At 73.0% G+C, this 14,434-nt stretch carries 12 protein-coding genes; 6 read left to right on the top strand and 6 right to left on the bottom strand.

Going from position 1 to position 14,434, the window contains the following annotated elements; translation table 11 throughout:
• The first annotated feature begins 187 nt into the window (after window positions 1-187).
• The 5 genes from ACFY1J_RS38115 to ACFY1J_RS38095 all read left to right on the top strand — a co-directional run bounded on the left by ACFY1J_RS38115 (window position 188) and on the right by ACFY1J_RS38095 (window position 6,199).
• A complete protein-coding gene (locus ACFY1J_RS38115; RefSeq protein ID WP_390732836.1) occupies window positions 188-1,957 on the top strand; it encodes a non-ribosomal peptide synthetase in 1,770 nt (589 codons plus the stop codon).
• Complete coding sequence (locus ACFY1J_RS38110; RefSeq protein WP_390708486.1) at window positions 1,954-2,166, top strand: MbtH family NRPS accessory protein; 213 nt, start codon at window positions 1,954-1,956, stop codon at window positions 2,164-2,166. The genes ACFY1J_RS38115 and ACFY1J_RS38110 overlap by 4 nt, the downstream gene beginning before the upstream one ends.
• 58 nt (window positions 2,167-2,224) lie before the next feature.
• Window positions 2,225-3,598 (top strand): condensation domain-containing protein, encoded by a 1,374-nt coding sequence (locus ACFY1J_RS38105; protein WP_390732835.1) that lies wholly within the window; start codon window positions 2,225-2,227, stop codon window positions 3,596-3,598.
• A 46-nt stretch (window positions 3,599-3,644) separates the two neighbouring features.
• On the top strand, window positions 3,645-4,877 hold the full coding sequence (locus tag ACFY1J_RS38100; RefSeq protein ID WP_390708484.1) for an acyl-CoA dehydrogenase family protein: 1,233 nt from the start codon (window positions 3,645-3,647) through the stop codon (window positions 4,875-4,877).
• Window positions 4,878-4,948: 71 nt separating this feature from the next.
• Complete coding sequence (locus ACFY1J_RS38095) at window positions 4,949-6,199, top strand: cytochrome P450 (protein ID WP_390708483.1); 1,251 nt, start codon at window positions 4,949-4,951, stop codon at window positions 6,197-6,199.
• 224 nt (window positions 6,200-6,423) lie between these two features.
• On the opposite strand, the gene ACFY1J_RS38090 is transcribed toward ACFY1J_RS38095, so the two are convergent.
• From ACFY1J_RS38090 to ACFY1J_RS38080, 3 genes are read right to left on the bottom strand one after another with little or no spacing between them, the layout of a single operon-like run.
• On the bottom strand, window positions 6,424-7,770 hold the full coding sequence (locus ACFY1J_RS38090) for an FAD-dependent oxidoreductase (RefSeq protein ID WP_390708482.1): 1,347 nt from the start codon (window positions 7,768-7,770) through the stop codon (window positions 6,424-6,426).
• A 31-nt stretch (window positions 7,771-7,801) separates the two neighbouring features.
• A complete protein-coding gene (locus tag ACFY1J_RS38085; protein ID WP_390708481.1) occupies window positions 7,802-8,230 on the bottom strand; it encodes an SgcJ/EcaC family oxidoreductase in 429 nt (142 codons plus the stop codon).
• A 59-nt stretch (window positions 8,231-8,289) separates the two neighbouring features.
• Complete coding sequence (locus ACFY1J_RS38080; protein WP_390708480.1) at window positions 8,290-9,471, bottom strand: acyl-CoA dehydrogenase family protein; 1,182 nt, start codon at window positions 9,469-9,471, stop codon at window positions 8,290-8,292.
• Between the two features lie 211 nt (window positions 9,472-9,682).
• On the opposite strand from ACFY1J_RS38080, the gene ACFY1J_RS38075 reads away from it, so the two are divergent.
• Entirely contained in the window at window positions 9,683-11,263 is a 1,581-nt protein-coding gene (locus ACFY1J_RS38075) for a 4-hydroxyphenylacetate 3-hydroxylase family protein (RefSeq protein ID WP_390708479.1), read from the top strand.
• A gap of 4 nt (window positions 11,264-11,267) precedes the next feature.
• Here ACFY1J_RS38075 and ACFY1J_RS38070 read toward each other — a convergent pair whose 3' ends face one another.
• The 3 genes from ACFY1J_RS38070 to ACFY1J_RS38060 all read right to left on the bottom strand — a co-directional run bounded on the left by ACFY1J_RS38070 (window position 11,268) and on the right by ACFY1J_RS38060 (window position 14,427).
• A complete protein-coding gene (locus ACFY1J_RS38070; RefSeq protein ID WP_390732834.1) occupies window positions 11,268-12,917 on the bottom strand; it encodes a thiamine pyrophosphate-binding protein in 1,650 nt (549 codons plus the stop codon).
• Window positions 12,918-13,038: 121 nt separating this feature from the next.
• Window positions 13,039-14,037 carry a class I SAM-dependent methyltransferase gene (locus tag ACFY1J_RS38065; protein ID WP_390732833.1) on the bottom strand — a complete coding sequence of 333 codons (999 nt, stop codon included), beginning with the start codon at window positions 14,035-14,037 and terminating at the stop codon, window positions 13,039-13,041.
• A gap of 138 nt (window positions 14,038-14,175) precedes the next feature.
• Window positions 14,176-14,427 carry a DUF6059 family protein gene (locus ACFY1J_RS38060; RefSeq protein ID WP_390732832.1) on the bottom strand — a complete coding sequence of 84 codons (252 nt, stop codon included), beginning with the start codon at window positions 14,425-14,427 and terminating at the stop codon, window positions 14,176-14,178.
• Between the last annotated feature and the right edge of the window lie 7 nt (window positions 14,428-14,434).

Raw genomic sequence — 14,434 nt, 5'->3', positions numbered from 1 at the left:
GCCATCTTCTGCCGTGCGGTGTTGCCGCGGGCCGCCGCGACCCGGCGGTCGGCCGCCAACTGCCGTATGACGCACGGCAATCCAGGAGATGCAGCGCCCGGCGGCCCTGTGTGACCGTTCCGGCTGACCCGTCAGGCCGCCTGCGTGCGGGCTGCCCTCGGCAGGGACGAGCGATTGGACGTAAGCGATGGTCTCCACCTCGATTCACGAACGCTTCGCCGCGCAGGCACGCCGGACGCCGGACGCGGTGGCGGTGTCGGCGGGCGACGAGACACTGACCTACCGTCAGCTGGACGAGCGGGCCAACCGCCTCGCCCACCGGCTGCTCGGGGCGGGCGTCGAGCCGCAGGATCCGGTCGCGGTGCTGATGGAGCGCTCCGCCGACCTGGTGGTCGCGATCCTCGCCACCCTCAAGGCCGGTGCCTTCTACCTGCCGCTGCACAGCGCCTATCCGCTGCCGCGGATGCAGCAGATCATGGACCGGGCCGGCTCCCCGGTGCTGCTCACGGACCGGGCGAGCCGGTCACGCGGGCTGCCCCGCACCCGCCAGGTCGTCCTGCCCGCCGGCGACGACGCCACGGCCGCGGCCCCCGCCACCGACCCGGGTGTCCCGGCGGGGCCCGAGGCGCCGGCGTACGTCATCCACACCTCGGGCTCCACCGGTGAGCCGAAGGGCGTCACGGTCCCCCACCGCGGTGTGCTCGGCCTGGTCGACGACTCCTGCTGGGACGGTGACGCACACCGGCGGATCCTGGCGCTCGCCCCGTACGCCTTCGGTGTCTCCACCTACGAGCTGTGGGTCCCGCTGCTGCGCGGCGGCGAGATCGTGCTGCCGCCGCCCGGCGACCTGGACGTGCGCGCGGTGCGCGGGCTCATCACGGCGCACGGCATCACCGCGCTGCACGTCACCGCCGGTCTGTTCCGGCTCTTCGCCGACGAGGCCCCGGACAGCTTCGCCACCGTGCGCGAGGTCCTGACCGGAGGGGACGTCACCTCCCCGGCCGCCGTCGGGCGCGTCCTGGACGCCTGCCCGGGCCTGGTCGTGCGCGCCATGTACGGCGCCACCGAGGTGTCCTCGTTCGCCGCCTCCGCGACGCTGACCGCGCCCTACGAGCCGACCGCGGTGATACCCGTCGGCCGGCCGCTGGACACCGTCGACGCGCGGCTGCTGGACGAGCGGCTGCGGCCGGTGGCGGACGGCGGGACGGGGGAGCTGTACATCGCGGGCGAGCGGCTCGCCCTCGGCTACTACCGGCGGCCGGACCTGACGGCCGAACGCTTCGTCGAGGACCCCGAGGCTCCGGGGTCCCGGATGTACCGCACCGGCGACCTCATGCGGCGCGGCCCGCGCGGCCTGGAGTTCGCCGGCCGCGTCGGCGACCAGGTCAAGATCCGGGGTTTCCGCGTGGAGCCGGCCGAGGTGGAGCACGTGCTGGCGGGGCGCGAGGGTGTGGCCCACGCCGCCGTCGTCGCCCTGGAGCAGGAGGGCGGCGAGCGGCGCCTGGTCGCCTACCTCGTGCCCAAGGCACCGGGTCTGGACCTGGCGGCGCTGCGGACCGCCGTCGCCCAGGTGCTGCCCGACTACATGGTGCCCGCCGCGTTCGTCGAGCTCGCCGAGCTGCCCCTGACGGCCAACGGGAAGCTGGACCGCGCGGCGCTGCCCGCGCCCGCACCGCGGCACGGCACCGGCTCCGCCCCGGCGGCCGGCGAACGGCAGGACGTTCTGTGCGCGCTGTTCTCCCGCGTGCTCGGTGTGCCCGAAGTGGGCGTGGACGACAGCTTCTTCGCGCTCGGCGGTGAGTCGCTGCAGGCCGTGCGCCTGGCCTCCCGCATCGAGGCCGAGCTGGGGTACGAGATCTCCGTCGGCGATGTGCTGAACCATCCGACGGTCGCCGAACTGGACCGCCGCCTGGAGGAACTCGCCGAGGAGGCCGGACTCGCGGGGGCCGCGCGATGACCGGCCGGCCCGCCGCCGGGGGCACCGCCGGGCGCGAGTGTGTCGTCCTCGTCAACACCCTGGGCCGGCACTCGCTGTGGCCCGCCGAGCTCAAGACCCCGGCCGGCTGGCCGGTCGCCCACGGCCCGGCCGCCCGCGCGCAGTGCCTCGACTTCATCGACCGGGCCTCGAACCACCGCCATGAGGCGGCCGAGGCGGCCGCCGCCTGAACCCCGGCGGCCGCGCCCGCGGGCGCACCGCCCCACCACCCGGAGAGGACTGGATCACGTGAGCATCACCGCCGTACCGCCAAAGGCGGAGGGTATTGCCCAGCGCATCCCGCTGTCGTACAACCAGGAGTTCCTGCGCGCGTTCGACAAGGGCGAGACGGACGGTGCCTTCGGTCACCGCCACACCCTGGTGTGCGGCTGGCGGGTCACCGGCGAGATCGACCTGACCGCCCTCCAGCTGGCCCTCGACGACGTCGTGGTCCGCCACGAGGTGCTGCGCACCTCCGTGCGCGGCGACGAGCAGGGCGGCCACCAGGTGGTCGAGCCGCCGTCGCCGGTCCCGCTGGAGGTCCGCGAGCTGGGCGCCGACGCGGCGACGTCGCGTGACGTGCGTGCCGAGGAGTTCCTGAACGAGCTGGACGCCCGCCCGTTCGGGGTGCGCGAACTGCCGCATCTGCGCGCCGCCGTGGGCCGCTTCGACGCCACGGACGCGGTCCTGGTGCTGGCCACCCACCACACCTCCACCGACGCCTGGTCGCTGCAGGTGATCATGCGCGACCTGGCCGCCGCCTACGCGGCGCGCGTGACGCACCAGCCGGCCGACCAGGCCGTACCCGCGCAGTACCAGGAGTTCGCCCGCCGGCAGCAGGACACCGCCGCGAGCGGACGCGTGGACCGTGCGCGCGGCTACTGGCGCGAGCGGCTGGCGGGGGCGCAGATCACCGGGATCACCTCGGACCGGCCGCGGGACGAGAACCTGGCGAGCGCGTACGGCGTACACCGGTTCGTCTTCGACGCGCAGCTGTCCTCGGCCGTCCTGAGGTCCGCCAGGGATACGCGCTGCACGCCGTTCATGGTGATGGCCGCCGCCTACGGCGTGCTGCTGCGCGAGCGCACCGGCACCCCCGACGTGGTCTTCCCGACCTTCTCCTCCGGCCGCTACGAGGAGCGGTTCATGGACGCGGTCGGCCCGTTCTTCAACTTCATGCCCGTACGGATCGACACCACCGGCTGCGAGACCCTGGCCGAGGTGCTGGAGCGGGCGCGCGCCGCCTGTGTCGGCGCCTACCAGCACGAGATCCCCTTCGCCCGGATCGCCGAGGACAGCCCCGCGCTGCTCGCCCCGTTCGCCAACGGCTCCCTCGCCGTCGTCGCGTTCGAGGTGCTGCAGACCGCGTTCCCGATGGAGGGAACGCCGGCCGGCGGCCTGCGGTTCGCGGAGATCCGGCACAGGACCCTGTCGCAGCGGGTCAGTTCGGCGATCCCGGACGGCGGTCTGTGGGCGATGGACGTGCTGCCGAACGGGCAGCTCGCCGGAAGCCTGAAGTTCGACCACAACCGCTTCGACGAGTCCACCGCGGCCGAACTGGTGGCCCGCTTCCGCGAACTGCTGAGCACGCTGGCCGACGCGCCCCACACCCCGCTGGACTGACCCGCGGGAGCCGAGCCCCCTTCGACGCCAAGAGGATCCATCGACGATGACAACCCTGGCCCCCTTCGCCCCCGTGACTCCCCCGGAGCCCGGCCTGACCCCCGAGGAGATCGTCGCCCGGGCCGAGGCCCTGGCCGCGACCCTGGTCGAGCGGCAGGCCGAGACCGAGCGGCGCGGCTTCTACGCCGAGGACACCCACGAGGCCTTCGCCCGCGCCGGCTTCTACCGCATCCTCGTACCGCGCCGTTACGGCGGCTACGAGTTCGGCCCCGAGACCTTCATGAAGGTCTCCATGGCGCTGGCCCGCGGCTGCCCCTCGACCGGCTGGATGTACCTCTTCGGCGCCGCGCACGCGCTGGTCGTGGGCACCCTCTTCGACGAGGCCACGCAGGCGGAGCTGTTCGCCGGCGGCGACTTCATCTGTCCCGCGACCGTCGCCCCGGCGGGCTCGGCGCGGCCCGACGGCGAGGGCGGCTGGGTGCTCGACGGCACCTGGAGCTACTGCTCCGGCGCCCCCTATGCCACCCACTTCATCGGCCACACCCTGGTCGCCCAGGGCGAGGGCGAGCCTCCCGCGCCGATGCTGTTCGTCGCCCCGCGCGAGCAGTTCGAGCGCCTGGACGACTGGGGTGCCCAGCTCGGCCTCAAGGGCAGCGGCTCGCACAGCATCCGCATCGAGGGCGGCCGCGTGCCCGGGCATTACACGCTCGGCGGGCACCTGAGCCTGATGCCGGTCACCGAACAGACCCCGGGGCGAAGCCTGCACGGCCCCGAGTACGGCGGCGGTCCGCTCAGCTTCATGCTGCTGGAACTGGGCGTCCTCGCCGTCGGCATGGCCAAGGGCGCCCTGGACGCGTACGAGCAGCTGATGCGCAGTCGTACGACGACGTTCTTCCCGATCGTCCCGCGCACCGAGGACCCCGACTTCCAGTTCCGCTACGGCGAGGCCACCGGCATGATCGCCGCGGCCGAGGCGGCGGTGCTGCACGCCACGCAGCAGTGGCAGGAGCTGTGCCGCAAGGAGGCGGCGGCGTTCACGCGCGAGGAGGAACTCCGGCTGGCCACCATCAGCCGGGAGGCCGTGCGGCTGTCCTGGCGGGCGGTCGAGGGGCAGCTGTTCCCGACCGCGGGGTCCAGCTCGGTGCGGGCCGGCGAGCGCATCGAGCGGGTCTGGCGCGACCTGTCCACGCTGCACAGTCACGCCGGCAACGGCGTCTTCCTCTCCTCGCTCGCCAACCGCGAGCTGGCCCAGGCGCACTTCGGTACGGCCGGCCGGTGAGTGCCGCCGCGCTGCGCCCCTGGACGCCGCCTTTGCCCACGCCCTCACTTTTGACAGATCGGGATGAACCCATGGAACAAGGCTGCCCCTTCGCCCTCGACACCACCGGCCGCGACATCCACGCCGAGGCCGCGGCTCTGCGGGCCAAGGGCCCGGCGACCCAGGTGGAGCTGCCGGGCGGTGTGCTCGCCTGGTCGCTGAACGGACACGCGGTGATCAAGCAGGTGCTCGCCGACCCGCGCGTGACCAAGAGCGCCCGCAACCACTGGCCGGCCTTCGTCAACGGCGAGGTGCCGCCGGACTGGGAGCTGATCAGCTGGGTCGCGATGGACAACATGGTGACGGCCTACGGCAAGAACCACGTGCGGCTGCGCAAGCTGGTCGGCAAGGCGTTCACCCCGCGCCGCGCCGAGGCGTTCCGTCCCCGCGTGGAGGAGCTGACCGACCAGCTGCTCGACGCTCTGGAGCAGGCCGGACCCGGTGAGACGGTGGACCTGCGCGAGCGGTTCGCCTACCCGCTGCCGGCCCGGCTGGTGGCCGACCTGATCGGCATGCCGGAGGAGGCCCGCGCCAAGACCGCCAAGGTCATCGACGCGATGGTGGACACCACCATCACCCCGGAGCAGGCCCAGGGCGTGCTGGCGGGCTGGCGCGGCGCGATGGCCGACCTGATCGCCGACAAGCGGCGCGAGCCGGGCGAGGACATCACCAGCGACCTGGTCGCCGCCCGCGACGAGGACGGCTCGCGGCTGTCCGAGGACGAGCTGACCGACACGATCTTCGCGATCCTCGGGGCCGGCTCGGAGACCACGATCAACTTCTTCGACAACGCCATCACCGCGCTGCTGAGCGACCGTTCGCAGCTGGAGCTGGTCCGTTCCGGGCGCGCCACCTGGGACGACGTGATCGACGAGACGCTGCGCGTGGAGTCGCCGCTGGCTCATCTGCCGCTGCGGTACGCGGCGCAGGACATCGAGCTGGACGGGGTGACCATCCCGAAGGGCGACCCGATCCTGGTCAACTACGCCGCGGTGGGCCGTGATCCCGAGCTGCACGCCGCCGCGCCCGAGACGTTCGACCTCACGCGGAGCGACAAGTCCCATCTGTCGTTCGGGTTCGGGCCGCACTACTGCCTGGGCGCGGGCATCGCCCGCCTGGTGGCCACGACCGGTCTGTCCCGGCTGTTCGAGCGCTTCCCGGACCTGGAGCTGGCCGTCGGCCGCGACGAGCTCCAGCCGCTGCCGACGTTCATCATGAACGGCCACCGCGGCCTGCCGGTGCGGCTGAACGCGAAGGTGCCGGCCGGCGCCGCCGCCCGCTGAGCCCCGCACGCGAAGGGCCGTCCGGGACACGAGGTCCCGGACGGCCCTTCGGTTTGCCCGGTGGCGGGCGTGGGCCCGGGTGAACGGTGGGGGTGCGGCCGTCGGTTCGGCCGCGGCCGCACACGGGTGAGCCCGTCCCGCGCCTGGCGCGGGACGGGCTCACGGCTCACGGCTCACGGCTCCCGGCGGGGAGCCGGCACGGGCGGCCGCAGCGCCCGCGGGTGCTACGCGGCGAGGGCCGCCGCGGACTCGCGTGCGCCCTCCTCGACCCGCCGCAGCATGTCGGGGCTCATCAGCGCGTCCGGTGTGGCGACCAGGCCCGCGACACGCATGAACGTGGCCGTGACCTCGCCGTCGACGACGGCCGCGGCGTGCAGCGCGGCCATGAAGGCACCGGACGCCTCCCACTCGGGGGTGCGCTCGCCCTCGACCTCGGGGTAACCGAGGTCGGCGCCGGCGGAGAACTGCCAGGGCACCTCGATGACCTGCGCGATGTCCGCCAGGAACGCCTTCGGGTCGACCTCGCCCCGGCTCAGGTGGTCGCGCAGCACCAGCGCCTCCAGCGCGGCGACGGTCATGCCCTGCCCGTACACCGGGTTGAAGCTGCACGCTGCGTCGCCCAGGACCAGGAAGCGGCCCGGGAAGCGGGACAGCCGCTCGTAGTGGCGGCGCTGGCTGGCCGGGTAGCGGAAGACCGCACCGTCGTCGACCGGCTCGGCGTCATGGATGACGTCGTGGATGTCGGGCACCGGCAGGGTGCGCGTCCACTCCAGGAAGCCGGGCAGGTCGGCGGGGGCGCTGTCGCCGAGCACGCCGGTGAGGGAGACGACGACGAGGCCGTCCTCGATCCGGGACAGGAACGCGCCGCGCCGGTGGCTCGGCGAGGAGACGGGGTTGATCGACAGGTCCCCGGCGAGCACCGCCTCGTCGCGCAGCCGGAACTTGCGCGTGGTGTAGCTGAGGTCGATGCGGATGCGCGCCTCCTCGGGGCGCTCGTAGCCGAACTCCTCCAGCCACAGCGGGGTGCGCGAGCCGCGTCCGGTCGCGTCGACGACGAGGTCCGCCCCGATCGTCCGCTCCCCCGCCCCCGGCTCCTGGGACTGCACGCGGACACCGGTGACGGTGTCGCGGGCGTCGTCGGCCACCAGCCCGACGATGTCGTGCCGCTCCAGCAGGGTCACGCCGGGCAGCGCCGCGACCCGCTCGCGCACCCGGCTCTCCAGCACCGGGCGCGTGGCCGAGACGCAGATCAGACCGGTCGTACCGGGGCTGAGCCGACGGCCGTTGAAGAACCAGCGCAGCTCGCCCAGGTCGCCGGTCGGGACACCGGCCTCGACGGCGTCGCGGGTGAACCCGGGAAACAGCTCGTCGAGGATCTGCTGCCCGCGTGCGAGCAGCCCGTGGACGTGGCGTCCCTGCCCCACGCCCTTGCGGGCCGTGGTCGCCTTGCTGATCGTGTCGCGCTCCACGACGAGCACCTCGTCGTAGGAGTCGGCGAGCACCCGCGCGGCCAGGAGCCCCGCCATGCTGCCGCCGAGCACCACCGCGCGCTCGCCCACCCTGTCGGTCATGGACTTCACCTCTCTAGCGATGCGGGCGCCGTCAGGCGGCGTGGCGCGGAGTGTTCTGGTAGGCGGCGAGGAACCACTGCCCCTCGCGCTTGACGACGACCCAGGAGGCGTGGACGGCGCGCTCGGTGCTCGGCTCGCTCTCGCCGGGGGCGAGGACGCCGCCCCGGGTGATCAGGATGCCGGACTCGCTGTTGGCGAAGCGCAGGTCGACGGGGGTGCCGGTGACGCGGGTGCCCTTGAACGGGCCCGCGAACGCCTGGGCCATGAAGGCGCGGATGGCGTCCCGGCCCTTCTGGAAGACGCCGGGGATGATCATCGTGCCGTCGGGGGTGAAGACGCCGGCGAAGGCGTCGGCGTCGTGCGCGGCCCATGCCTCGACGATGCGCTGGGGCAGCGCGGCGATGGCGGCCTTGTCCTCGTCGGTGACGGTGATGGTGGTCTCGGTGCTCTGCGCGGTCATGTGCTGCTCCTGGGGCGTTCGGTCGGTGAAGGGGCTCAGATGTAGGTCGGTGAAGGGGCTCAGATGTAGAGGGTGTTGGGCTCCAGGCCGCACAGGACCCGGCCGTACAGCTCGTTGTTGGTGTCCGGGTTCATCAGCGCGTGGAGGCTGACGGCCTGGATGTCGCGGCTGATCCGCTGGATCGGGACGTCGCGGTAGATCGAGGAGCCGCCGGAGGCCGCGGCGAGGATGTCGACGGCCTCCTTGGCGAGGCGGACCACGGCGCCCATGTCGGCGCGGGCGCGCGCCCGCTCCTCCACGGTGAACTCCTCGCCGGTCAGGCCCTTGGCGTCGACGAGGTCGGCGAGGCGGTGGGCGTGGAACTCGGCCTGGTCGATCTTGAGGGTGGCCGTGGCGACCTGGTGGTGGGTCAGCGGCGCCTCGGCCTGGGTCTCGTACGCGGTGTAGGTGAGGGTGCGGCCGGGCAGCCGCTCGAAGAAGACGTCGCGGGCGGCGCGGGCGAGGCCGAGGACGGTGCCGACCGAGGAGGCGGCGGCGACCGGCAGCAGCGGGACGCGGTAGACCGGGCTCGCGGCGTTCAGCTCGGAGGCGTACTGGCCCTGCAGGATCGCCGGGAGCGGGATCACCCGCTCCTGCGGTACGAAGACGTCCTGGGCGACGGTGCTGACGCTGCCGGTGCCGCGCAGGCCCGAGGTGTCCCAGTCGTCGATGATCTGGAGGTCCGACATCGGGACGAGGGCCATCACCGGCAGGTGCCGGCCGTCGGGCGTCGGCTGGACGGCGATGATCTCCTGCCAGTGGGCGTGCCGGGCGCCGCTGACGAAGCCCCACTTGCCGTTGACGACGATGCCGCCCTCGGCCGGGGCGGCCAGCGCCGACGGGCTGAGCGTGCCGCAGATGCGCACGTCGGGGGTGGCGAACACCTCGTCCTGGACGCTGTCGGGGAACAGGCACGCCATGAAGGTGGGGATCCAGTAGACCGATGTCGTCCAGGAGGCCGCCCCGTCGGCGCGGCCGAGCTCTGCGGCGACCTCGACCAGAGTGCGGGTGTCGACCTCGTAGCCGCCGTAGCGCTTGGGCACGCGAAGCTTGAACAGTCCCGCCTCGGCCAGTGCCTCGATCGTCTCGTCCTGCAGCCGCCGGTCCTCCTCCGCCTGCGCGGCGTTCTTCTTCAGCAGCGGTGCGAGTTCGCCGGCACGCTGCACCAGGTGCGCTCGCGTGGGGATGTCGGCGGTGAGCATCGTGGGTCCTCCCGGAAGGTACAGAGGTGTCGGTCGTCGAAGCGGGACCGTTTCGCGCACCCGACGCTCACACCGCTAAGGCCCTCGAGGCACCTCCGTCCGTGCGCTGTTGCGGTGCTCGGCGCGACTTCGGCACGTCGGCGCGGGGAGGGGCCGGCTCCCGCACGCAGCAAGAAGCCTCGGCCGGCCGGCGGCTGTCACGATGAGGCGCATGACCGATCAGCAGCACGCCGGAGCCGGCCGCGAAAGGGCTTCCGCCGCCCGTCCGTTGACGGGCGAGGAGTACGTCGAGAGCCTGCGGGACGACCGCGAGGTGTATCTGTACGGGGAGCGCGTCAAGGACGTCACCGCGCACCCGGCCTTCCGCAACCCGGTGCGGATGACGGCCCGCCTGTACGACGCGCTGCACGACCCGGCCCACCGCGAGGTGCTGACCACCGCGACCGACACCGGCAGCGGCGGCTACACGCACCGGTTCTTCACCACCCCGCACAGCGCCGAGGACCTGGTGGCCGACCAGCAGGCGATCGCCGCCTGGTCGCGGATGAGCTACGGCTGGATGGGGCGCAGCCCCGACTACAAGGCCGCCTTCCTCGGCACGCTCGGCGCCAACGCCGACTTCTACGCCCCCTTCTCGGACAACGCGCGCCGCTGGTACCGCGAGTCGCAGGAGAAGGTCCTGTACTGGAACCACGCGATCGTGCATCCGCCGGTCGACCGCAGCCGCCCGGCGGACGAGGTCTCGGACGTCTTCGTCCACGTGGAGAAGGAGACCGACGCGGGCCTGGTCGTCAGCGGCGCCAAGGTGGTCGCCACCGGCTCGGCGCTCACCCACCACAACTTCATCGCGCACTACGGCCTGCCGGTGCGGAAGAAGGAGTTCGCGCTGGTCGCCACGGTGCCCACGGGCGCGCCGGGGGTGAAGCTGATCTGCCGCCCGTCCTACACCGCGATGTCCGCCGTCATGGGCAGCCCCTTCGACTATCCGCTGTCGTCGCGGCTGGACGAGAACGACACGATCCTCGTCCTGGACAAGGTCCTGATCCCGTGGGAGGACGTCTTCGTCTACGGCGACATGGCCAAGATCCAGATGTTCTCGGGGCAGTCGGGCTTCCTGGAGCGGTTCACCTTCCACGGCTGCATCCGCCTCGCCGTGAAGCTGGAGTTCCTCGCCGGGGCGCTGGCCAAGGCGCTGGAGATCACGGGGACGCAGGACTTCCGGGGCGTGCAGACGCGCCTGGGCGAGGTGCTCGCCTGGCGGAACCTGTTCTGGGGGCTGTCGGACGCGGCCGCGCGCAATCCGGTGAAGTGGCGCAGCGGGGCGGTGCTGCCCAATCCGCAGTACGGCATGGCCTACCGGTGGTTCATGCAGATCGGCTATCCCCGGATCAAGGAGATCATCCAGCAGGACGTGGCCAGCGGCCTGATCTATCTGAACTCCAGCGCCGAGGACTTCAAGAACCCGCAGATCCGTCCCTACCTCGACAAGTACGTGCGCGGTTCGGACGGCATCGACGCCGTCCAGCGCGTCAAGGTCCTGAAGCTGCTGTGGGACGCGGTGGGCACCGAGTTCGGCGGGCGGCACGAGCTGTACGAGCGCAACTACTCGGGCAACCACGAGAACGTCCGCACCGAGCTGCTGTTCGCGCAGACGGCGAGCGGGCAGCTCGACGACTACAAGGCGTTCGTCGACCAGTGCCTGTCCGAGTACGACCTGGACGGCTGGACGGTTCCCGATCTCGACTCGTTCGAGGGGCTGCGCGAGGCCCGCGGGGGCCTGCTCGGCGGCTGAGCCCTCAGGTCCGGTCCAGCAGGTCGGCCAGGAACGGCGCGATGACTCCGGACACCACCTTGCAGTCCAGGACCAGGGTGCCCGGGCAGCCCGCCGTACGCCAGCGCCGTACGGCGTCGAGGTCGTCGGGGCGCCGTACCGTGACCGCGGTGGCGCCCAGCCCGCGGGCCACCGCGGCGAAGTCGGTGTCGGCGAAGGACAGCGTCGCCGGGTCGGCGCCCTGCGGCGCGTACATGTGCTCCTCGAAGCCGTAGGCCGCGTCGTCGTAGACGACGACGAGCGCCGGCCGGCCCGAGCGCACCAGTGTGTCCAGCTCGGGCAGGCCCATCAGAGCGCCGCCGTCGCCCACCGCCGCCACGGTCAGCCGGTCGGGGCGGCCCACCGCCGCGCCGACCGCGCCGGCCAGGCCCAGGCCGATGCTCTGGAAGGCGGCGCCGGTGAAGACGAAGCCCGCCGGGTCGGGGACGGGCCAGTACATCCCGGGCCAGGCGATGAAGTGCCCGCCGTCCAGCACCACCGTGCGTTCCTCGGGCAGCAGCGCGGCCAGGGACCGGGTCAGGGTGTGCGGGTCGATCCGGTCGGCGGTGGAGGCGTCCTCGTGGGCGAGGGCCGCCCATCCGGCGCGCGCCCGGACGACCTGTGCGACGCGCCGGTGGCGCCAGTCCGGCACGGGCAGCGCCCGCTTCTCGACCGCGTCGAGCAGCTGTACGGCGACGGCGTGGGCGTCGCCGGGCACCAGGAGGTCGGTCCGCTGCGCCCGCCTGCGCTCGGCGATGTCGACCTGGACGACGGTGGCCGCCGGGTCGAGGATCCGGCCGCCGTGCAGGGTGAAGGTGTCCAGGCTCGCGCCGAAGGCGACGACCACGTCGGCCTCGCCCATCAGCGCGGCCGCCTCCGGTGCCGCGAAGCCGCCGCAGACCCCCAGCGACCAGGGGCTGTCGTGGAACAGTCCGCTCGCCATGACGGTGGTCGCGAACAGTGCGCCGAGGCGGTCGCCCAGCTCGCTGAGGATCTTTCCGGCGCCGGAGTGCCAGGCGCCGAGTCCGGCGATGAGCAGCGGGCGGCGCGCCCCGGCCAGGGCGTCGAGGACCGGCTCCAGGGCAGGGCCGTCCACGGCGGGCGGCAGGCTCGCCGCGCCCGGCGCCACGGCGTCGCGCTCGTCGGGGAGCGGAAGGCCGAGCAGGTCGCCCGGCAGGAACAGGGCGACGGGGCAGCGTCCCTCGCGGGCGATGCGTACGGCGTCGGCGGTGTCCGCGCGGGCCGTTCGTGGCTCGGTGAGCCGGACGACACGGACCCCGAGCGCGGCCATGAGCGCGCTCTGGTCGATGTCGTGCGGCCTCAAGCCGCTCGACGGGGCGTCGCCGCACAACAGGACGACCCCGCTGCGGTTCTTGGCCGCGTCCGCCAGCGCGGTGACGGTGTTGGCGATGCCGGGCCCGTGGGTGGTGGTGCAGATCGCGACGTCGCCGGTCGCCCGGAAGTAGGCGTCGGCCATCGCCATGGCCCCGCCCTCGTGCCGGGCCGCCGTGTACCGCACGCCCGCCGCGGTGAGCGCGGCGGTGGCCAGGATGTTCCCGCCGCCCACCACCCCGAACGCGTGCCGGATGCCGCTGCCGGCGAGGGTCTGCCCGACGGCCTGCGCGAGTGTGGTCATGCGTGACTCCATGGGTTGCGTCAAACGACTTACCGGTCGTGCGGAGCGGGCCGCACCGGATGGCGCGTCCCCGGGCGGCCGGCGGTGACGCCGTGGCCCGGGGTCCGGTGTGCCGTGCGGATCAGGCGAGTTCGAAGATGACCTCGCCGACGGTGATGTCGATGCGGTTGGTGCGTACCAGCTCCCAGCCGCCCTCCTCGAAGACCGACTCCCAGTTCTCGACGGTCGGCAGGAAGGTGCCCATCAGGTCGTGGCCGAGCTCAAATCCGAGGGTGAAGACGGGCAGTTCGGTGTCGGGCAGCGCGGTGCGGGTGGCATCGCCGATCAGCAGGCGCCGGGCCGCGGGGAAGACCTCGCGCAGCCGGCGCAGGGTGGCCACGCAGTTCTCCCGGGGCCAGAAGTCGTGGCCCATCATGAAACAGGTGAGCAGTTCGATGTCGGCGTACTCGGGACGGGGTTCCAGGCGCAGCACGTCGCCCTGCACGAAGTCGGCGCGGTCCGCGAACCCGGCCTCGGCCGCCTCCTTCCTCGCCACGTCGAGGGAGGGCCGGGCGATGTCGACGCCGACGCCCGTCGCGCCCGGGTGGCGGTCGAGGATCTGCATCAGGCGGGCGCCGCTGCCGCAGCCGAGGTCGGCGACGCGGGTGAAGGGGAAGTCCACCCGGTCCATGGCCGCCCAGAAGGTGGGCGCGTAGGTGACCTGGTCGATCTCCCGGCAGGCGTAGGCGATGGCGGCGGCGTCGCGGTGGTAGTAGTCGCCGGTGCGGTTCTCGTTGCGCAGCACGGCGGGCATCTGCCGGAACAGTTCGGCACTGCCCCGGGTCAGCCAGTGGAAGAACGACTTGTTGCGGTACATGTCGTCGAAGCCGTCGAGGGTGTACACGACGGCACCGTCGCGCCGTACCAGTCCGACCGCCGCGAGGGCGCGGAACAGGCCGGTGGTCGACTGCGGGTCGAGTCCGGCGCGCGCGGCGAAGTCCGCGGTGTCCAGCGTCCTGGCCCGGTGCAGTTCGTCCAGCGCACCGACCTCCCAGGCGGCGGCGATCGCCCAGGCCGCCACGGCGGAGTTGTAGATGGAGGCAATGCCGCGCGCGTTGCCCTGTGCGATGTCAACAGTCACTGCTCAGCACCTCGTCCTTGGGAGGGTCCACGGGTCTGTCACCCTTCGCTCCATGCTTCAAGCGGGTGGCGGAAGGGGGCATCTTTGACGTTGCTGTGCCGCCGCGCCGGTCGGGCCCGGCGCCGGTGTGCGGGGCCGTCAGCCCGTCAGTTCCCGCTCCAGGGCGCGCTCCAGCTCGGTCAGCGACAGGCCGGTGAGCCGCTCCGGGTGGCCGGGCGCGGGCTCGTGCACCACGTCGGCGCCGGGCGCGACCGGTACGGCACAGATCCAGGTCCAGCCGAACTCGGACAGGGACCAGTAGGCGGAGCGCAGCAGCCGCCGGGCCAGGTGCAGGGCGGCGGGCCGCCGGCCTCCGGCGGGGTGCGGGAACGGAGTCGGGGAAGTGGTCACGGGCCGA

Source organism: Streptomyces sp. NPDC001406, assembly GCF_042895285.1.
GTDB lineage: Bacteria > Actinomycetota > Actinomycetes > Streptomycetales > Streptomycetaceae > Streptomyces.
Note: the sequence above shows the minus strand (reverse complement) of the source record. Positions and strands in the feature narration are given on the sequence as shown.